Source organism: Streptomyces sp. CA189 (assembly GCF_056428985.1).
The window spans coordinates 1-20,118 of the sequence record NZ_JBWJVM010000040.1 but is presented as its reverse complement, the minus strand read 5'-3'; the positions used below and the strand labels follow the sequence as shown (position 1 = coordinate 20,118).

Here is a 20,118-nt window from a genome sequence, read left to right as displayed (position 1 = left end):
CTCATGGCCCCGTCCCCGGCGACGACCCGGCAAGACACTGACCCAGACGCGCCATATCGGCGTCCACCATGATCCGCGCGAGCGCGGGCAGCCGCACCCCCGCGGCCCAGCCCAGCTCCGCGGCCGCCTTGGAGGGGTCTCCCAACAGATGATGCACTTCCGTCGGCCGCACCAGCTCCGGATCGTGCACCACGTGCTCGTGCCAGTCGAGCCCCGCATGGGCGAACGCGGCGTCGAGGAAGACGCGCACGGTGCCGGCGTGGCCGGTGGAGATGACGTAGTCGCCGGGATCGTCGGCCTGCAGCATCCGCCACATCGCGTCGACGTATTCGGGTGCGTACCCCCAGTCGCGCACCGCATCGAGGTTGCCCAACGACACGTGGCGCTGCAGACCGGCCTTGATGCGGGCAGCGGCGAGGCTGATCTTCCGCGTGACGAAGCCCTCACCCCGCCGGGGGCTCTCATGGTTGAACAGAATGCCGTTGGCGACGAACATCCCGTACGCCTCGCGGTAGTTCACCGCCGTCCAGTAGCTCATGGTCTTCGCGATCCCATAGGGACTACGCGGCCGCAGCGCAGTCTCCTCGTTCTGCGGCGGCGGGCTGGAACCGAACATCTCCGACGAAGACGCCTGGTAGACCCGAACGGGCAGCTTCGACAGGCGCACGGCCTCGAGCAGCCGCAGCGTTCCGAGCCCCGTCACCTCGGCCGTGTGAACCGGAGAATCGAAGGAGCACCTCACATCCGACTGGGCCGCCAGATGGTAGACCTCGTCCGGACACAGCCGCTGGAGCAACCCGATCAGCGCCCCGGAGTCGGACAGCTCGACGCAATGAATCCCGACCAGCGGGGACCGGCCGTCCTCTCCGACGCCGAGGAGATGCGTGATCCGTGACGTGTTCGGTGTCGAGGAACGACGCACCAGACCGTGCACCACGTACCCCTTCGACAACAACAATTCGGCCAGGTACGAACCGTCCTGCCCGGTGATCCCCGTGATCAGAGCGGTCCTGCCCACGTGCACTCCTTCATGATCGCCTCACACGAGTAAATCAACGCGTAGCACTCCTTGGCGTGCGAACCGCCTGAAATGGGTCATATCGATATCGCGCCAGACACCGGAAATGCCCCGACCGGACCACGCGCCTCCGTGACGGCACGCGGCTCCGCAGGCGCCCACGCTCGGCGGCCCTACGAGCTGAAGCGCCACCCGACGTTCGCGCCGCCGTGCAGCGAGGCAATTCGCCGCACACCTGGCCCGCCTCGGCGAGAACACCTCCTGCAACGGAGGTCTGTTCTCCACCACGCGTTCGGGCGTCTCGTGGACGCGACCCTGCACGCCCTGACGACACCGCCCTCCGCACCTGTCCGCGCCCGCGTCCCGGGACTCCCCGACGGCCGCCGGCTCCCGCTCACCACCCCACCCGCCGCCGAAGCAGCGACAGCACCCACGGCGTGCGCTGGTAGGGAATGCGTCCCGGCGTACTCCATACCCCGCGTATGCATCATGGCCGTGTGGTTTGCGCCCTGACGGAGGTCACGTATCGGGACATCATGGAGCTGTGCCTCTGGGGCACCAGGCCATTGCCGGTTCCCCACCTGTAGCCGCGTCCGGACTTCCTCCCCGTCTCCACGAGAACCGATCCTCCGCCATTACGAACGAGTCCGGGCGCGCTGACCCGGCTCGCCGACGTGGGCCACCGTCACCACCGCCCTGGTCGTACGCGGCCGTCGGGGCGGAGCGAGGAGCGCAAGGAATGAACAGAGCCCCTCTGAGATCTCCCGCGGTGCGGGTGCGGCTTGGCGGAACGATCCCGCGTGGTCGGTCGTCGAGGAAGCCGAGAGCATCCTTGGGCGCACGCTGGAACCGATGCTGCTGAGTGCCGGGTCCGTCCCCACTTCGACCACGGACACGCAGTTGTCGGTGGTGCTGTGCTCGATGATGTCCTGGAAGGCGCTGGCCCTGGCCTTTGCCCGTGAGCGGGACACTCAGCCTATGCTGGCCGGCCACTCCCTGGGGCTGATCTCCGCACTGTACGCGGCGGGCGTTCTCACTGCCGGGGACACCGCGCGCGTCGTGGCCCTGAGGGCTCGCCTCACCGAAGCGGCCTGTGATGGAACGGGCGGGATGACGGCCCTGTTGCTCGGCGTCGACGGGGCCGCGGCAGCGTGCGCCGATGTCTCGGGCTGCTGGGTCGCCAACGACAATGCGCCGACGCAGACGGTTATTTCGGGGAAGCACGCGAGCCTGCGGGAGGCGGAGGCGGCCGCTACCGCACTGGGAGCGGGCGACGTCATTCCGCTCGATGTCGCCGGCCCTTTCCACACGCCGCTGATGCACTGGGCATCCAAGGAGTTCCTGTCAGGGCTGCGCGCCATTCCCTTCAGCCGCGCGCGGACGGTGATCGTTCACAACGGACACGTGCACCGGCCCGGCGCCACCGGCCCCAGTGCATGGCGCGAGCTCGTCGCGGCCGACCTCACCACTCCGGTCCGGTGGCGCGACACCCAGCACGCACTGGCTCGCCTCGGAGCCGACGCCGTCGTCGAGGCGGGCTACGGCCGCACGCTTACCGGCCTGGCCAAGCGCACGCTGGGGCGAGTGCGGCTCTACAACGCGTCGGCACCCGGCGCGTGCGACGTGATCTCCGCGCACGTTCGAGGGTGCGAGAACAACGGTGCGGCGCCGTCCTTCGAGATGGGCACCTCCCCATGAAGGTGCAGAAACCTGGCGCCAAGGTCGCTCTGGTCACCGGCGGGTCGCGGGGCATCGGCGCCGGTATCGCGGCCGCGCTGGCCGAACAGGGGCACCGCGTCGCGATCGCCTTCTCCCGGGACCAGACCTCGGCCGCCGAGACCGCCGCAAAGACCGGCTGTCTGGCCGTGCAGGCCGATGTCACCGTCCCTGCACAGGTCGACGCCTTGTTCCGCAAGGTCGGTGAGCACTTCGGCTCGGATGTCCAGATCCTGGTCAACTGCGCGGGTCTGCTGTCCGACGCGTTGGTCGGCGAGATGACCGTCGCCCAGTGGCGGGCCGCGCTGGAGGTGAACCTCACCGGTCCCTTCCTCTGCGCGTCCCGCGCCGCCGCGGGCATGACTGCCGCACGGTGGGGCCGGATCGTCACCGTCGGATCGGCTGCGGGCGTTCTCGGCTCGGCCGGGCAGACGAACTATGCGGCGGCAAAGGCGGGGCTGATCGGCCTGACCAGATCGCTCGCCCGTGAGCTGGCCCCGCACACCACGTGCAATCTGGTCATGCCGGGCCCCGTCGACACCGCGATGATCAGCCATCTGACCGACAAGCGCCGACGCCAACTGGCCGACGTGATCCCGTTCAAGAGGTTCGGGACCGTTCCCGAAGTTGCCGCTGCCGCTGCCTTCCTGTGCTCGGCGGAGGCGAGCTTCATCACCGGCGCCGTGCTGCCCGTGGACGGCGGGATGTCCATGGGTCATTGAGCCCCTGCCTGACTGTCTCTCCCCCCACCCACCACCGGCCGCGCCCGCGCGCCGCAATCCCACCTGAAGGAGTACTCCGCTATGAGCGACACCCAGCCCGACACCCCGGTCTCCAGCGCCGTCACCGAGATCCTGATGCGCATCCTGTCGGTATCCGCGGACGAAGTGACGCCCGAATCCCGGCTTGCGGACGACCTGGACGCCGATTCCCTCGACCTTGCCGAGATCGCCGCAGCGCTCGCCGCACGCGGATTTCTCGTGGACAGGGCCGATGTGAAGGCCCGGGCCGCGACGGTGGCCGACCTCATCGCACTCGTCGGCTCACCGTCCGAGCCCGTCTGATGAACGCGCAGCCGACCAGGCGACCAGTGGCGGTCACCGGGATGGCCACCACCACGCCGGCCGGAGTCCGCACCGAAGACCTGTGGAGGGAACTCCTCTCGGCCAAAGGGACGCTGGCCAGTGCGTTCGGGACGCCGGATGTCAGCCGCGGAGCCCCGGGGTTCGCCTGCCGATTGCCTGCCGTCGCCGGTGAACAGCAACTTGCCGCAAAGATAGGGAAGTTGGGCCGTCGCCTGGACCCGGCCACCCGGCTGGGCGTGTACACCGCGCTCAACGCCCTTGCCGACGCCGGCCTGGCCGACCGGCCACGGGGCGCGGGGCGTGCAGGGTCCGGCCGGTTCGCGGTGGTGGCGGGAACGGCGTTCGGTGCCTCCACCACCTTGGAGACGCCGGAGCGGGGCACCTTCTTCGTGCCGATGGCCATGCACAACGCGCTGTCCGCCACGATCAGTCTGACCGCCGGCTTCACCGGCCCGTCGCTGGCTGTCAGCGCCGCCTGCGCCACCGGCGCGGTGGCCGTCGGCGAAGGGGTACGGCTCATCCGTGAGGGCATCGCCGACGTCGTCGTCGCGGGCGGGGCCGAACTGCTCACCGCGAAGTCGCTGGCCGGGATCGGAGCCAGTGGAGCGCTGTCCGGACGTGGCCACGACCCGCTGCACTCGGCACGGCCCTTCGACGCCGACCGCGATGGAACAGTGGCGTCCGAAGGAGCGGCGTTCGTGGTGCTGGAGAGCCTCGATCACTCCGCCCGCCGGGGCGCCCGCGCGTACGGCTGGATCAGTGGCTACGCCACCAACTGCGACGCCCACCATCTGACCAGTCCCAGCCCGGGAGGCGAGGGAGCGGCGGAGTGCATGCGCGCCGCCCTGGCCGATGCCGCTGTCGACGAGGCGGACGTCACCCACGTCAATGCCCACGCCACCTCGACGCCGGTCGGCGATGCGGCCGAAGCCCGGGCGATCGCCTCGGTCTTCGGCCCCCGCCGAGTGCCGGTCACCGCCAACAAGGGCGTCACCGGCCACATGATCGCTGCCTCGGGCGCCGCGGAGGTGGTCTCCTCCCTCCTCTCCCTCGCCCACGCGGTGGTGCCACCGACCGCCAACACCGTCAAGGTCGACGACGCCCTGGAGATCGACCTGGTCATCGGCCGGCCCCGGCCAGTGCCGGCAGGCCCCGTGCTGTCCAGCTCGTTCGGGTTCGGCGGCCACAACGCCGCCCTGCTCATCATCCCCACGCCCTGCGGCTCGGAGCGGCCATGACGTACCGCGAGCACCTCCTCGACCACCTGGGCCGCCGTCGGGTCGTCGTCACGGGCATCGGCGTCACCACCCCGGCCGGATGCGACCTCGACACGTTCACGGGCACGGTGATGGCGGGCACACCGACTGCCGGCCCCATCACCCGGTTCGACCCGACCGGTCTCCCCACCCGGTTCGCCTGCCAGGTCACCGGCTTCGCCCCTGGCCGATACCTGTCCGGCAAAGACCTGCGCAGGGCGGACCTGTTCGCCCAGTACGCCCTGTGCGCCGCGCTGGACGCCCACGCCGATGCCGGTGCGCCGCCCTGCGACCCCACCCGGAGCGGCATCGTCTGCGGCTCCTCCTTCGGAGGGGCCCACTCCTACACCCTCCAGGCGCTCAACTGCCGTGACCGGGGCCCCGAAGAGGTCAGCCCGCTCACGACCACCCTGCTGATCCCGAACTCCGCCGCCGCGTTCATCGGCATGAAGCTGGACTGGCACGGTCCATCCACCACCTTGTCCACCGCCTGTGCCTCCGGGATCGACGCGATCAGCACCGGCGTCGCTCTGATCCGCGACGGGCGCTGTGATCTCGTGCTGGCCGGAGCCACCGACTCCGCCGGGGTGACCCGGCTGATGATGGCCGCCTTCTGCCAGTCCGACGCGCTGTCGACCCGTAACGACGACGTCGCCACCGCGTCCCGCCCCTTCTCGGTCGGCCGCGACGGCTACGTCATGGGCGAGGGCGCTGCCTTCCTGGCTCTGGAGCCTCTCGATGACGCCCTCGCCCGGGGGGCCAGGGTCTACGCGGAGATCGCCGGCACCGCGCAGAGCACCGACAGCCACCACCTCACCGCACCGAATCCGGCCGGGACGTGGGTCACCTCCTGCATGAACACCGCCCTCGCCGACGCCGGACTCACGCCCGCCGACATCGGATCCGTCAACGCACACGGACCATCCACCCCGCTCGGCGACGCGATGGAAACCCGCGCCCTGCTCGCCACCTTCGGCGGCACTCCTCCACCGGTCACCAGTTCCAAGAGCGTCTTCGGTCATCTGATGGGGGCGTCGGGCGCCGGCGAGGCCGCGGTCGCCGCCCTCACCGCGTACCGCGGCCTCGTCCCGCCCACCGCCGGCCACGGCAAACTCGCCGACGACTGCGCAGGGCTGGACGTGGTGACCGGACAGCCACGCGACACCGGCTGCCGACCGGTGCTGTCCAACTCCTTCGGCCTCGGCGGGCAGAACTCCTGCCTCGTCCTGACTCCGCCCGGATGGAGGCCCCTGTCGTGAAGGGAACCTTCGCCGACGAGGTGGTCCTCGTCACCGGCGGCGGACGCGGGATCGGCCGCCACATCACCCAGGCGTTCGCGTGCGAGGGCGCCCACGTCCTCGTCAACTGCTTCCGCGACCCGGACTCCGCCCAGCGCACCGTCGACGAGGTACGGGACAGCGGTGGCAAGGCCGACCTGCTTCCCGGCAACGTCGCCGACCGGACCGCTGTCCACGCCCTGTTCGACGCGGTCGCCGAACGACACGGCCGACTGGACGTCCTGGTCAACAACGCCGCGGCAGGCCGGTTCGCCGCAGTGGACGCGGTCCACGAACGGCACTGGCTCCGGGCCCTGTCCACCAACGCGGCCGGGCCTCTGTGGTGCGCGCAGGCGGCCCGGCCCCTGCTGGAGCGGGCACGGCGGCCTGCCATCGTGAACGTCTCCTCGTCCGGGGCGGGCGCCGTGCTGCCCGCCTATACGAGCACGGGCGTCTCCAAGGCCGCGCTCGAGGCGCTCACCCGCTACCTGGCCGTCGAGTACGGGCCCTCCGGCATCCGGGTCAACACCGCGTCGGGCGGCCTGATCGAAGGAGACGCCCGGGCCGGAATGCCCGGCAACGACCGCCTGGAATCCGCCGCCCGCGCCAGCACCCCGTTGCGTCGGATCGGCACACCCGACGAACTCGCCCAGGTGGTCCTGTTCCTCGCGTCACCCGCCGCGAGCTGGATCACCGGACAGGTCCTGCACGCCGACGGCGGCCTGTCGATCACCCATCCCGCATACGCCTCGATGATGGCGCACTGAAGTGAACAGCACCCGAGGGGAAGCGACCGCCAAGCCATGACCCAGGGCACCCCCACTCATACGACCCTCTCGATTCCGGCCACGGACATCCGGCTCCCGGCCGACATCCGCCCCGGCCGCACGGCACAGCACGAACCCCCACCGGACGTACTCCTCACGGGCGCCACCGGCTATCTGGGCGCCTACCTGCTGCGCGAACTGCAAAGCCTCACCACGGGAACGGTCCGGTGCCTGGTGCGTGCCGCCGACGACCGGACGGCGACCGCACGGCTGGCCGCGCGCTGCACCGCGGTCGGAGTGCCCGCCGAAGCGGCCGTCGCGGTCGTCGGCGACTTCACCCAGCCGCGGTTCGGCCTGGACGACGAGCGCTACCAGGCCCTCGCCGACCGCACCGGCACCGTCTACCACTGCGGTGCGTCGGTCAATATGAACGACCCCTACCAGCTGGCCCGGGTCCCCAACGTCCAAGGAACCGTCGAGGTCCTGCGCTTCGCCGCGTACGGGCCGGTCAAGGCAGTGCACCACGTCTCGACCATGGCGGTGTTCATCTCCGCGCGTGCCTGCGGAACCGACCTCGTCGGCGATGACAGCACACCGTCGCTGGGGTACTCCGGCACGTTCGGCTACCCGGCCTCCAAGTACGTGGCCGAGGAACTGGTGCGGCAGGCCGCCGCACGCGGCGTCCCCGCCGCGATCTACCGCCCCCCTTTCGTCCTGGGGGACAGCGCCACCGGCATGATCGCCACGGGCGAACCGCTCAGCACCCTCATGAGGGTGTGCGTCCAGCTCCGCGCGGCTCCCCAGACGCTGCCCCACGTGCCGGTCTGCACCGTCGACCACGCCGCCCGTACCATCACGGCACTGGCCCCGGGCGCGGCACGCACACAGGACCCCCAGGCGTTCAACCTGCACGACCCGGCCCCGTTCCCGCTCACCGAGGCTGTCCATGCCCTGCGCCGAGCCGGGCACGAGATCACATCCCTACCGGTCGACGCATGGCTGGCACTGCTGGAGTCCAACCGTCGCGTACAACCCGCCCGTTCGCTGTACGCGATGTTCGACATGCTCCCCTACCTGATCCAGGCGACCCCCGAGCACCGACTGCCGGCCCTCACCCCGTCCCGGGTCACGCCCCTACTCACCGCCAGGAGAATCAACGCCCCGTTGATGGACGAGGCCTACCTGGCCAGGCTCACCGACTGGATGTTCCCGCCGGAAGGGAGCCGACCGTGACAGCCAGGGTTCCGAAGCGCTCACCCGCTGCCATGCCGTGGCCTGTGGATGGCCTTGGGGTGGCCGGTTGTCATACGGGGCAGGGGCGGTATTCGAGGCTGAGTTCGCGGTCGACGGCGTAGCTGGTACGCATCGAGGCGTCGGTGACCTTCTCCCAGGAGCCGTACTTGGCGTAGAGCTGGTCCGCGGTGGGCCCGAGCGGGTTGCCGTACTTGGCCGTGTTCCGCTCCTCCAGGATGCGGACCTCCTCCGGGGTCATGCCGGCGCGGGTGATCTCCTTGGCCTGGTTGCGCATGTCGACCAGTTCCCTCGCGATCTCCTCCTCGGAGGCTCCCGACTCGCGCATGTTCGCCTCGGTCTGGTGCATGTCCTCCAGGAGGCCGTGGTAGCGGATCCTGGTCCGCTGCGCCTCCACCTTTTTGTCCATCGGCAGGACGCGGATGCGGCACACGACCGGGTCGGTGCTGGGGCAGGGATCGTCGGCGGGAACCGCCGGTGCGAGCGGGGCGGTGATGACCGAACCGCACGACTCCAGCGCGGCAGACGAAGCAGCGGCGGTCGTGGTCAGCAGTGCGATGGAGGCCACGAAGGGGACGAGCGCACGGCTCAGAAAGGAGGAAGTAAGGCGCATGCGCGCATCCTTGGCGACGACGGCCCATGACTCCACGTAAACACACCGATGATCACTCGTACGGGGCGCTCTGTTCCGCTCCACCGTCTCCTGTACAGGGCTGCGCATTCGTCAGTGCTTGCCGCGCGGCTCGAACGGAACCTCCGGGTTCGTCGTCACTGCCTTGTCCCTTGGGGCAGAAGGAGGCCACCGTCAATGAGAATGGGACATCAGAAATGCGAGCCCACAAGTGGTGTAGGCCCGCAACTGGAATGTCCCGTTCCTCGATGGCGAGGAGGCCGCCGTCACGCCAGTCGGCCGAACGTAGCTGCGCTCGCGTGCTGCGGCTGCCGGGGGCGCGTTGTGTTCACTCCTGCTGTTCATGTGTGCCCGCCTTCTCAGTGCAGAGTGTGATCGCTGGTGAAAGGAGCCGTGGGCCGCGGTTCCGGAAGGACTCAGGATGGAGTCGTAGGGGAGGGCGGCTTGGTGGGGATGACGGACCACCACCAGGAGATCGCCGGTATGGAGATTGGTGCGCTGGCGGGCCTGCCCGGATGAGCCGAGACGATTTGCGGTAGGTGTCCGCTACCGCGGTAGCGCTTGGTGGTCAGGCTCCAGTCGAGATTGCCGCGGATCCACGCACCGCATGTAGTGGCGTAGTCGGCCATGGCTGGTGGAGCCGTCGGCTGCAGCAGGTGGGCGTGCAGGTCCAGGAAGCAGGTCATCGCAGCTTCGTACATGGTGGTGGCTTCTGCGAGCGCGGTGGCCTGGTCGCAGCGGCGGGTGTGGGCGATGACGTCGATGAGGTTCTGCTGGTCGTTGCTGTTTTGCCGTTCTTTGTCGTAGGAGAGAATGTCGTTGGACCAGCTGATGACCGAGGAGAAGATCTCGATCAGCGCGCCGGTCTCGCCCTTCGTGTACACGCTGTGCGGGAGGACATAGCCGTCAATGGCGTCGAGAATGACGGCGAAGCTCTTGACCGCACCTCCATCGATCCGCAGCGTCACGTACTCGGGCAGGCTCATCACATGACCGCTGGCGCGCATCTGTGTCAGGATCACCTGGGCCTGCAGGTAGCGGCTCACCGCGCCGACCCAACGCGCGGCCTGTACCGGCGTGGACGCTTCCTCCAGGCGCAGCCGGATGTCGCGCAGCGCGGCGGCATAAGGATGCTCGGGGCGGGGGCCGGCATGGGGGAACTCGATAGCGCGGTAGAGCTCGGTGGTGATGCCCAGGATGTGCTGGGGATCGGTGGCGTAAGGGCCTTCGTCGCAGAAGGCGTCATCGAAGGCAAACAGCCAGGCGATGTAGTCGGCCTGGATCTGCAGGAGGTCCTCCTTGCCCCGGGGCGTGCCCCGCAGCGCGAGCTCCGCGATGTGCGTGCCCCTCAAGCGTCTTCGCTGGCTTTCGTCGTCGATGAGGGCGAACCGGTCGAGCCAGTTCAACGTCGCGGTGTCGATGGACGGCTCCAGCAGCTTGCGGCCAGGGTGCACCGAGGCTGGGATAGGACACCACAACTGCGCTATCGGTAGCGGTTCCGTCGTTGCGGAGAGCACTGTGCTTTCCCTTTCGGTCGGATGTAGTTCAGTACACACGTATGCGGGCCCCGCCACACGCAGTTCTTCGGGGACCGCCGACGGGGGTCACGCATTCGGGAATGGCCGGCGGAGGCCTGCCTTCGTCACGACGTGGTCGCGCATCGTGGAGAGCCAGCACGTACCCGAGCAGTGCTTCTGACCTTGCCGCCAGCGGAAGGTATGCCACGGCACCGAGCAGCAATACCGGGGAGCAGAGCCCCGGCCTCGGTCGCTGAGACGTCTCCACGATCATGGAGGAAAACGACACTGCATGGATCGAGACCAGATCACCACTAGTACGGGCGAAGCATCAGACGGGAGTTCGTCTCACCGTTTTGTCTCATGGGTCAGAACAAGGCCACCGCCGATGAGAATGGGACGAAGAAGTCATTCACCGCTACACGCCTCCTCGCAGGGTAGGAATCCAATCCGAACGGCCTGTGCTGGCCGCAGGCCCTGGGTGCGGCCTGGGCAGGCGGGGTGAGGTGCGGGTGGCGCTGGTTTCTACCGGCCGTCAAGCAGGCAGAGGCGGGACTGGATGCGTGTGGTCCGTGGGCACGCTCCAGCCTGCGGGCGGACGGTATGGCGTGGACCGACATCGAGCGGGCCCATGGTGACAGCTGCTTGGTGCGGCAGAGGCTGGGCCCATGGCCGCGAAGTTGATCATCTGCCCGTCCGACCAGCAAGGCTGGCGCCGTGCCCGCTATGACGGCGTCGCCATCGGAGTGGCGCACCGCCCAGCCGATGACCGAGCCTTCCTCGCCGCTGCCGGGTTGGAGAACGCGGAGGACGTCGACCTCGCCGGCCCCGACTTCGTGGAGTGGCGCGGGGCCGGGCCCGAGGCGTGGGAACCGTTCCCCTTGCCTGCCTCCACGTTCAGGTGGGGACTTCTCGTGGAGCACCGCACCCGGTAGGGGCTGAGCAGGTGCCCCCACGCTGACCGTAGACGGCCGTGCGGCGAGCAGAGCGGTGACTGAGACGGGCCCGATCGTCGTGTTCGCGAACTTCCTCTCCGACTTGGCGGTGGATCTCAACGAGCGTCAGATCCTGACGCGGTGGGCCCAGCGAGCACCGCGGAAGGCGTGGCCGCCTCGGCCCGGGGATGGGTCGCAGGACCGGACCGTTCTGGTGATCGCGCCGAGAATGCCAACGGGGAAGCCTGGGCGTCGACCGTGCTCCCCGACAGTCGCGGATCCGTTCACTGTGAGTGTCCAGCACCCGGTCTACGGCGAACACGTGCCCAGGGCGAGAAGTGTGGCGACGAGGTCTCCCTCTCCGGCAGAACCCGGATGCGGCGGGCGCGAGGCGCAGGCTGCCAGTCTATTCTCCCCAGATTCCCCCCAGGGCCTGCCGACGCCACAAAAGGCCTGGTCAGAGGTCTGTCTGAGGCAAGGTGAGGAGATCACCCGCATCTATTCCCCCCAGAAACCCCCCACGGCCGCTTCTGGGCCGATCTGTGAGTGATGCGAAAGCGAAGTGCGAAGGATGGCTGAGCGTCACGCGAGGGGCTTAGAGCCAGTCCCGCCGCTTGAAAATTACGTACAAACTGACGCAGACCATCCCCATGAGGCAGATCGCAAGGGGGTATCCGAGGCTCCAACCCAACTCAGGCATGGACTCAAAGTTCATGCCGTAAATGGTTCCGACGAGTGTGGGAGCAAACAAAATGGCAGCCCATGAGGAAATCTTCTTGATCTCCTCGTTCTGTTCGAAGCCGGCCTCGGCCAAGGCGCGCATTTCGGCGTTCTGTTGTTGGGAGACCAGGGTGGCGTTGACCGTCAGGATTTCGGTCAGGGCCTGGCGGAAGCCGTCGACTCGCTCGCTGGTGTGGGTGACGTGGTCGGCTACGTCGCGGAGGTAGCGCTGGAGTTCCTCGTCCGTGCCGTACTTTGCGAAGCCGGCCATCAGGCTGTGGAGCATGCCGACCAGGGGGCGGGTGGCGCGTTGGAACTCGACCATTTCCCGGGAGAGTTCGTAGATGCGGCGGGAGACTTCCGGGTCGCCGCTGAAGACCTCGGTCTCGATCTCGTCCATGTCGATCTGGACGCCCTCGACGACTGGGGCGTAGCCGTCGACCACCGCGTCGAGGATGGCGTACAGGGCGGCTTCCGGTCCGAGGGAGAGGAGTTCGGGGGACTCCTCCATGCGGCGGCGGACGGCCGAGAGGTCCGGGGCCGCGCCGTGGCGGACCGTGATCAGGAAGTCGGGGCCGACGAAGATGTGGAGCTCCCCGAAGTCGACCTCCTCCAGCGCGTCCAGGTAGCGGGCGGCCCGCAGGACGACGAAGAGGGTGTCTCCGTAGCGCTCCAGCTTGGGGCGCTGGTGGGCCTCCAGGGCGTCTTCGATGGAGAGCGGGTGGAGGTTGAACTCATCGGCCAGGGAGTGGAGTTCGGGTTCCGTGGGTCGGTGCAGGCCGATCCAGGCCATGCCGTCGGGCTGTTCGCGCAGCCGACGGAAGGTGTCGGCGAGGGTGGTGGGGGAGGCGACCCGTACGCCGTCGCGGTAGACCGCGGAGTCGATCACGCTGCGGTGGTCCGCGGGGGTGGGGGCCGGCGGGGGCGGCTTCGGCGCCCGTGGGGGTGTGGCCGGGGGGGCGGAGGGAGGGGCGGCCGGGCGCCGCCATCCCGTACGCTTCGCGGGCGCGGAGGTGGACGGGGGCGAGGGGCGGCGGTCTGGTCGCTCCGACATCGCAGGTCAGCTCCCGGTCGAACGGGTGTTTACGGGCAAGGGGCAGGATATCCGGGTGAATGGAACCCGGGGTTCAAACGGGTCCGTGCGCGCGGGTGCGACCGGTCCGGAGTTGCGGACAGAAGGTGTCCGCATGGGCCGCTACGTTGCTGTCATGGCCTCCAAGACGACGCGTCCCGTACTCGATACCCGTGCGCTGAACCGTGCCACGCTCGCCCGTCAGCTGCTCCTGACCCGCACCGAGATGTCCGCGCAGGACGCCACGCGGCACCTGTTGGGACTGCAGGCCCAGAACGTGAAGCCGCCCTACTTCCAGCTCCACGCCCGCCTCGCCGGATTCGGGCCGGCCGAGCTCGCCGGGCTGATGGAGTCCCGGCAGGTGGTCCGGATGGTCACCATGAGGTCCACCATCCACACCCACACGGTCCACGACGCGCTCACCCTGCGCCCCCTCGTCCAGCCCGCCCGCGACCGGGAGGTCAACTACTTCCGCAAGGGCCTGGTCGGAGTGGACCTGGACAGGCTCACCGAGCGTGCGCGGGCGTTCGTGGAGGCCGAGCCGCGGACCATGGCGGAGATACGGGAGGAACTGCTCAAGGAGTGGCCCGGAGCCGACCCGCAGTCGCTGTCCGTCGCCGCGCGCTGCCGGCTGCCGCTCGTCCAGGTCACCCCGCGCGGGGTGTGGGGGAAGAGCGGGCAGGTCCGCCTCACCACCTTGAGCGAGTGGGTTGGAGGAGAGGGAGGAGAGGGAGGAAGAGAGAGGGGAGGGCAGAGGGGAGAGGGGGGAGAGCCTGGTGGGGAGGGGCGGGGGATCGATGATGTTGTTCTGCGGTACCTCGGGGCCTTCGGGCCCGCCTCCGTCAAGGACATGCAGACGTGGGCCGGGCTCACCCGGCTGCGCGAGGCCTTCGAGCGGCTCAGGCCGGTCCTGGAGGTGTTCCAGGACGAGAACGGCGTCGAGCTCTTCGATCTGCCCGACGGGCCCCGCCCCGATGCCGAGCAGCCCGCGCCGCCCCGCTTCCTTCCGGAGTTCGACAACCTGCTCCTCTCCCATGCCGACCGCTCACGGGTGATCGCGCCCGAGCTGAAGGGTCGTACCTGGTCCGGGAACCAGGCCCACTGCACGCTGCTCCTCGACGGCTTCCTCGCCGGGCTCTGGAAGCTGGACGGCGGGACGCTCACCGTCGAGCTGTTCGCCGACGTCTCCAAGACTGGCAAGGCCGGCAAGGCCGGCAAGGCCGACAAGGCGGAGATCGTGGCCGAGGGGGAGGCGCTTCTCGCCGCCATGGGGGACAGCGGCAGTGAGGGCGAGGGCCGTTCGGGTGGCTCCGTCCGCTTCGGGTCCATCCGCGGCTGAGTCGATAGGGAGGGCGGGTCGGGCGGGCGGGCACGGGAGGGCGGGCGACCCGGCCCCGCCGCGCTCTGGTGGCCCGTACGCCGGACACGGCACGATGCCTGGCACGACCGAGATCACCCGCAATCGTTCTCGTTCGTGGCGGGCCGCTCGACCACCGACGGGACGCGGCGCGTCATCCAGGCAGCTGTTCGGGATTCGGGACCTAGGAGAGAGCAATGCGGATTCCCATGACCGTCACGGACTTCCTCGACCGGGCGGAGCTGGGGTTCTCGTCCAGTCCGGGCGTGGTGGACGAGCCGGATCAGCCCGGTCCACCGGTCCCCGATTCGACCTACGGGAGGCTCGGCGAGCGCGTACGGGCCTGGCAGGCGGGATTCGACGCGCTGGGGGTCGGCGAGGGCGAGCGCGTGGCGGTGGTCAGCCACAACTCCGCCCGGCTCCTGGAGCTGCTCTTCGCGGTGCCGATGAGCGGGCGCGTCTGCGTGCCGGTCAACTTCCGGCTCAAGCCGGAGGAGGTCGCGTACGTGGTCCGGCAGAGCGGGGCCTCGGTCCTGCTCGTCGACCCGGAACTGGACGAGTCGCTGTCGGCCGTCACGGCCCGCCACCGCTTCGTCCTCGGGCCGCAGACGGATGCGGAGCTGATGCGCTTCGGCGTGGAGCCGCGCCCCTGGTCGCACCCGGACGAGGACGCGACGGCGACGATCAACTACACCTCGGGGACCACGGCCCGCCCCAAGGGGGTGCAGCTGACCCACCGCAACATCTGGGTGAACGGGCTCACCTTCGGCCTGCACACCCGGGTCTGGGAGCGTGACGTCTACATGCACACGCTGCCGATGTTCCACTGCAACGGCTGGGGCATGCCCTTCGTGATGGCCGGGCTCGGCGTCAAGCAGGTCGTGCTGCGCAAGGTCGACGGCACCGAGATCCTGCGCCGGGTCCAGGAGCACGGCGTCACGCTGATGTGCGGTGCGCCCGCCGTGTGGAACACGGTGCTGGACGCGGCGGCGAGCTGGGAGGGCGAGATCCCGGGCCGCGACCGGGTACGCGTCGTCTGCGCGGGCGCCCCGCCGCCGAGCCGGACGATCCAGCGCATGGGCGAGGAGCTGGGCTGGGAGTTCACGCAGATCTACGGCCTGACCGAGACCTCGCCGCTGCTCACCTTCAACCGGACCCGGCCCGCCGACGCGGACCTGCCGGCCGAGGAACGGGCGCACAGGCTGTCGCGCGCGGGGCTGCCCGCGCTCGGGGTCAAGCTGCGGGTCTCCGAGGGCGGCGAGGTGCTGGCCAGGTCCAACGTCGTACTGGAGGGGTACTGGGACAAGCCGGAGGAGACCGCGGCAGCCCTGAAGGACGGCTGGTTCCACACGGGGGACGGGGGCACGGTCGACGAGGCAGACGGCCATCTGACGATCTCCGACCGGAAGAAGGACGTGATCATCACCGGCGGCGAGAACGTGTCCTCGATCGAGGTGGAGGACGCGATCTTCAGCCATCCGGCGGTCGCCGAGGTCGCCGTCATCGGCGTGCCGCACGAGAAATGGGGCGAGACGATCAAGGCCCTCGTGGTCCTCGCCGAGGGAGAGGCCGTCCAGGAGGCGGAGATCATCGCCCACTGCAAGGAGCGACTGGCCGGGTACAAGGCCCCGACGACGGTCGAATTCCGCGCCGGCATCCCGCGTACGGCCACCGGGAAGATCCAGAAGTTCAAGCTCCGCGAGCCGTACTGGTCGGGCCAGGAGCGGCAGGTGAACTGACCCCGACCCCCACGGACGACCGAGGGCCGGTACGGGGCTGCGCGCGCAGCCCCGTACCGGCCCCCGGGTGGTGCTAGGCCGGCAGCAGGGCCTCGATCGCCGCGATGACCTCGGCGGCCTCGGGCTCGGTGCGCGGGCGGAAACGGGCCACGACCTCGCCGGCGGGGGAGATCAGGAACTTCTCGAAGTTCCAGGTGATGTCACCGGCCTCGCCCTCGGCGTCCGGGACCTTCACCAGCTCCTTGTAGAGCGGGTGGCGGTCGTCTCCGTTGACCTCGGACTTCTCCAGCATCGGGAAGGTGACCCCGAAACCGGCCGCGCAGAACGTCTGGATGTCGTCGGCGTTGCCCGGCTCCTGGCCGCCGAACTGGTTGCAGGGCACACCGATGACGGTGAAGCCCTTCTCCTCGTACTTGAACTGCAGGCGGGCCAGACCCGAGTACTGGGGGGTGAGGCCGCACTGCGAGGCGGTGTTCACGAGCAGGATCGCCTTGCCCTTGTACGCGGCGAGGCTGGTGGGCTCGTCGGACAGGGTGGTCAGCGGGATGTCGTACAGGCTCATCAAGCTCTCCTCGGCAGGCAAACACACGTCATACCCCCCCGAGCCTAGGCCCCCATGCCGAGGAGGTCCTCCGCCGGGTCGTTGACCGGCTGGGGCATGCCCGTGAGGTCCATGACGAAGAGGGGTATCCCGAGGTCGTCCGCGCGGGCTCGCGCGTCTTCCGTGTATCCGGCGAGCGAGAAGTAGACGCTGGTCGCGCAGGCCGTGAGCCCGTTCAGCCAGACGCACTCCACCGCCCGCAGCCCGGCCGGGGCCGTGGTCGGGTCCACCTGGGCGACCAGGCCGGGGGCCCGCAGGTCCACCGCCGTCGACGGGATCGGCCGCCCGTCGGGCTGGCGCACGTCCTGGAAACCGAGCCAGCGCAGGTACAGCGCGGCGGTGACCACCGCGTCCCGGGCGGTACGGATGGTCACGGGGCGGAAAGCGGGGCGGGGCACGGCAGGGTCGGCCGGGGGCCGGCCGGCCGGGGTGTGCGACGGGTCCTGCGGCGGGGCGTGCGGCGGGGCGTGCAGCGGGTCCTGCGCCGGGTCCTGCGCCGGGCCGTGCGCCGGATCGGCTCTCGGGCCGGGCGCCGAGGCCGCCGCGGCCGGCCCCGAGGGCGCCGCCGGCCGCCCGGGCGACTCCGCCGCGCGAGGGGGAGTACGTACGTCCCCGCCCGGGGTCCCGCCCGAAGCCCCGCCGCCGAGCGCCCCCGCGACCCCGCCCACCGGTTCCAGCGGATGTACCGGAACCAGCACCACCGTCCCGCAGGAGGTGCACCCCACCTCCGGGTGCGGCCACTCGCTCTCCCGGCCGCAGGCCTCGCACCGCACCGCGACCCAGCTCTCCGTCCAGGTGCGGTGGGTCAGCTCCCGGGGCGGTGACGCCAGGTCCAGGGGAGGGGTGACCGGGTTCCCGCAGGCGCAGGGGAAGACCGGGACGGCGTAGCCGTTCTCGCGCAGGCACCCCGGGCAGCGCACCGGTACCGCATCCGCCATGAGGACCGGACCCCCTTCGTCGCTCTTCGTCGCTGTGCGTAGGCCCATGGTCCACCACCTGCCACCGGAGAGGTGGGCAGACCCCCGATTTTCGGTCGGGCACTGGATTTTCGTACAACTCACTGCCCCATCGGCGGCTTTTGGTGGGTTCCGGGGTGCCGTACCGCCTTGACGTTGTGGGGAGTCGCCGCTTAGCTTGTTCCGTATAGCAGAACAAAACTTCCGGATTACGGAAAAGCCTGACCGCCAGACCCGCAGGAGAACTCGATGCCTCGTATGACAGCCGCCGCCGCTGCAGTGGAGATCCTCAAGCTCGAGGGTGTCGAACAAGCGTTCGGCGTCCCCGGTGCTGCGATCAACCCGTTCTACCGCGAGCTCAAGAACGTGGGCGGAATCGCGCACACCCTGGCCCGCCACGTCGAGGGTGCCTCGCACATGGCCGAGGGTTACACCCGCGCCAAGGCCGGCAACATCGGCGTCTGCATCGGTACCTCGGGCCCGGCCGGCACCGACATGATCACCGGTCTGTACTCGGCGATCGCGGACTCCATCCCGATCCTGTGCATCACCGGTCAGGCTCCGGTCTCGAAGCTCCACAAGGAGGACTTCCAGGCCGTCGACATCGCCTCGATCGCCAAGCCGGTCACCAAGAAGGCGACGACCGTCCTGGAGGCCGCCCAGGTTCCGGGCGTGTTCCAGGAGGCCTTCCACCTGATGCGCTCCGGCCGTCCGGGCCCGGTCCTGATCGACCTCCCGATCGACGTCCAGCTGACCGAGATCGAGTTCGACCCCGAGACCTACGCGCCGCTGCCGGTCTACAAGCCGAGCGCCACCCGCGCCCAGGCCCGCAAGGCCCTGCAGTTCCTGCTCGACTCCGAGCGTCCGCTGATCGTCGCCGGTGGCGGCATCATCAACGCCGACGCCTCCGACCTGCTGGTCGAGTTCGCCGAGCTGACGAACGTCCCGGTCATCTCCACCCTCATGGGCTGGGGCGTCATCCCGGACGACCACGAGCTGGCCGCCGGCATGGTCGGTGTCCAGACCTCGCACCGCTACGGCAACGCGACGTTCCTCGAGTCGGACTTCGTCTTCGGCATCGGCAACCGCTGGGCCAACCGCCACACCGGTTACAACCTCGACGCCTACACCAAGGGCCGCAAGTTCGTCCACGTCGACATCGAGCCGACCCAGATCGGCAAGATCTTCGCCCCGGACTTCGGCATCGCCTCGGACGCCAAGGCGGCCCTGGAGCTCTTCGTCGAGATCGCCAAGGAGCTCAAGGCCGAGGGCAAGCTGCCCGACTTCAGCGCCTGGGCCGCTTCCGCCCAGGAGCGCAAGGCGACGCTGCTGCGCCGCACGCACTTCGACAACATCCCCATGAAGCCGCAGCGCGTCTACGAGGAGATGAACAAGGCGTTCGGCCCCGAGACCCGCTACGTCACCACCATCGGTCTGTCCCAGATCGCCGGTGCGCAGATGCTGCACGTCTACAAGCCGCGCAACTGGATCAACTGTGGCCAGGCCGGCCCCCTCGGCTGGACCATCCCGGCAGCGATCGGTGCCGCCACCGCGGACCCGGAGACCCCGATCGTCGCGCTGTCCGGCGACTACGACTTCCAGTTCATGATCGAGGAGCTGGCGGTCGCCGCCCAGCACAAGGTCCCCTACGTTCACGTCCTCGTGAACAACGCCTACCTGGGCCTGATCCGTCAGGCGCAGGGCGGCCTGGGCATCAACTTCGAGGTCAACCTCGAGTTCGAGAACATCAACACCCCCGAGCTGGGTGTCTACGGTGTCGACCACGTCAAGGTCGCCGAGGGCCTGGGCGTCAAGGCGATCCGCGTCACCGACCCGGACAAGCTGGGCGAGGCCTTCGAGACGGCCAAGAAGTGGGCCCAGGAGCACCAGGTCCCGGTCGTCGTCGAGGCCATCCTCGAGCGCATCACCAACATCTCGATGAGCAAGACGGTCGACATGAGCGATGTCACCGAGTTCGAAGAGGTCGCGACCGAGCTGGGCCACGCCCCGACCGCGCTCCGCAACACCCTGCCCGCCTAGTCCCATCAGGCTGGTCTAGCACCACAGAACGGCCCCCGTCCCTCCGCCAGGAGGGCGGTTTCTAGGGGTCGTCGCAACACGTGGTTGGTTGTTCAGGCCGCGAGGAGTTTATGCAGGCGCTCGGCTGGGGTTTCCCAGCCGAGCGTTTTGCGTGGTCGGCCGTTGAGCTGGGCGGCGACG

17 protein-coding genes are annotated in these 20,118 nt (G+C 69.4%); 11 read left to right on the top strand and 6 right to left on the bottom strand.

The features are described from left to right. Position 1: 1 nt before the first annotated feature. Positions 2-1,018: a GDP-mannose 4,6-dehydratase gene (locus AC061S_RS26260; protein WP_478688346.1), complete on the bottom strand. Its 1,017-nt coding sequence runs from the start codon at positions 1,016-1,018 to the stop codon at positions 2-4. An 852-nt stretch (positions 1,019-1,870) separates the two neighbouring features. Between AC061S_RS26260 and AC061S_RS26255 the strand changes: the two genes are divergently transcribed. The 7 genes from AC061S_RS26255 (at position 1,871) to AC061S_RS26225 (ending at position 8,352) form a co-directional block, all read left to right on the top strand. Then, positions 1,871-2,716, top strand: a complete 846-nt coding sequence (locus tag AC061S_RS26255) for an ACP S-malonyltransferase (protein ID WP_478688345.1) — start codon at positions 1,871-1,873, stop codon at positions 2,714-2,716. Further along, on the top strand, positions 2,713-3,456 hold the full coding sequence (gene fabG, locus AC061S_RS26250; protein WP_478688344.1) for a 3-oxoacyl-ACP reductase FabG: 744 nt from the start codon (positions 2,713-2,715) through the stop codon (positions 3,454-3,456). The genes AC061S_RS26255 and fabG overlap by 4 nt, the downstream gene beginning before the upstream one ends. Before the next feature lie 81 nt (positions 3,457-3,537). Continuing rightward, entirely contained in the window at positions 3,538-3,798 is a 261-nt protein-coding gene (locus tag AC061S_RS26245; RefSeq protein WP_478688343.1) for a phosphopantetheine-binding protein, read from the top strand. Continuing rightward, on the top strand, positions 3,798-5,057 hold the full coding sequence (locus tag AC061S_RS26240) for a beta-ketoacyl-[acyl-carrier-protein] synthase family protein (RefSeq protein ID WP_478688342.1): 1,260 nt from the start codon (positions 3,798-3,800) through the stop codon (positions 5,055-5,057). The genes AC061S_RS26245 and AC061S_RS26240 overlap by 1 nt, the downstream gene beginning before the upstream one ends. Next, the gene (locus tag AC061S_RS26235) at positions 5,054-6,334 is read left to right on the top strand and encodes a beta-ketoacyl-[acyl-carrier-protein] synthase family protein (protein WP_478688341.1); all 1,281 of its coding nucleotides are present in this window, start codon (positions 5,054-5,056) and stop codon (positions 6,332-6,334) included. Before AC061S_RS26240 ends, AC061S_RS26235 begins: the two co-directional genes overlap by 4 nt. Next, positions 6,331-7,119 carry an SDR family oxidoreductase gene (locus AC061S_RS26230; protein WP_478688340.1) on the top strand — a complete coding sequence of 263 codons (789 nt, stop codon included), beginning with the start codon at positions 6,331-6,333 and terminating at the stop codon, positions 7,117-7,119. Before AC061S_RS26235 ends, AC061S_RS26230 begins: the two co-directional genes overlap by 4 nt. A 36-nt stretch (positions 7,120-7,155) precedes the next feature. After that, on the top strand, positions 7,156-8,352 hold the full coding sequence (locus AC061S_RS26225) for a thioester reductase domain-containing protein (RefSeq protein WP_478688339.1): 1,197 nt from the start codon (positions 7,156-7,158) through the stop codon (positions 8,350-8,352). A 70-nt stretch (positions 8,353-8,422) separates the two neighbouring features. On the opposite strand, the gene AC061S_RS26220 is transcribed toward AC061S_RS26225, so the two are convergent. Both AC061S_RS26220 and AC061S_RS26215 read right to left on the bottom strand, forming a co-directional pair. Beyond that, positions 8,423-8,983, bottom strand: a complete 561-nt coding sequence (locus AC061S_RS26220; protein ID WP_478688338.1) for a hypothetical protein — start codon at positions 8,981-8,983, stop codon at positions 8,423-8,425. Between the two features lie 434 nt (positions 8,984-9,417). Continuing rightward, positions 9,418-10,455: a terpene synthase family protein gene (locus AC061S_RS26215; protein WP_478688337.1), complete on the bottom strand. Its 1,038-nt coding sequence runs from the start codon at positions 10,453-10,455 to the stop codon at positions 9,418-9,420. 731 nt (positions 10,456-11,186) lie between these two features. Between AC061S_RS26215 and AC061S_RS26210 the strand changes: the two genes are divergently transcribed. Continuing rightward, on the top strand, positions 11,187-11,453 hold the full coding sequence (locus tag AC061S_RS26210; RefSeq protein WP_478688336.1) for a hypothetical protein: 267 nt from the start codon (positions 11,187-11,189) through the stop codon (positions 11,451-11,453). Positions 11,454-12,048: 595 nt separating this feature from the next. Here the strand turns inward: AC061S_RS26210 and AC061S_RS26205 are convergent. Then, positions 12,049-13,227: a magnesium and cobalt transport protein CorA gene (locus tag AC061S_RS26205; RefSeq protein WP_478688335.1), complete on the bottom strand. Its 1,179-nt coding sequence runs from the start codon at positions 13,225-13,227 to the stop codon at positions 12,049-12,051. 154 nt (positions 13,228-13,381) lie between these two features. Between AC061S_RS26205 and AC061S_RS26200 the strand changes: the two genes are divergently transcribed. Together AC061S_RS26200 and AC061S_RS26195 are read left to right on the top strand one after the other, a co-directional pair. Beyond that, on the top strand, positions 13,382-14,584 hold the full coding sequence (locus tag AC061S_RS26200) for a winged helix DNA-binding domain-containing protein (protein ID WP_478688334.1): 1,203 nt from the start codon (positions 13,382-13,384) through the stop codon (positions 14,582-14,584). A 215-nt stretch (positions 14,585-14,799) separates the two neighbouring features. Beyond that, positions 14,800-16,341: an AMP-binding protein gene (locus AC061S_RS26195; RefSeq protein WP_478688333.1), complete on the top strand. Its 1,542-nt coding sequence runs from the start codon at positions 14,800-14,802 to the stop codon at positions 16,339-16,341. Between the two features lie 73 nt (positions 16,342-16,414). On the opposite strand, the gene AC061S_RS26190 is transcribed toward AC061S_RS26195, so the two are convergent. Beyond that, positions 16,415-16,903 (bottom strand): glutathione peroxidase, encoded by a 489-nt coding sequence (locus AC061S_RS26190; RefSeq protein WP_478688332.1) that lies wholly within the window; start codon positions 16,901-16,903, stop codon positions 16,415-16,417. Between the two features lie 44 nt (positions 16,904-16,947). Continuing rightward, positions 16,948-17,880: a hypothetical protein gene (locus AC061S_RS26185; protein ID WP_478688397.1), complete on the bottom strand. Its 933-nt coding sequence runs from the start codon at positions 17,878-17,880 to the stop codon at positions 16,948-16,950. A gap of 276 nt (positions 17,881-18,156) precedes the next feature. Here AC061S_RS26185 and gcl point away from each other — a divergent pair, with 276 nt between their 5' ends. Then, entirely contained in the window at positions 18,157-19,938 is a 1,782-nt protein-coding gene (gcl, locus tag AC061S_RS26180) for a glyoxylate carboligase (RefSeq protein WP_478688396.1), read from the top strand. Positions 19,939-20,118: the final 180 nt, after the last annotated feature.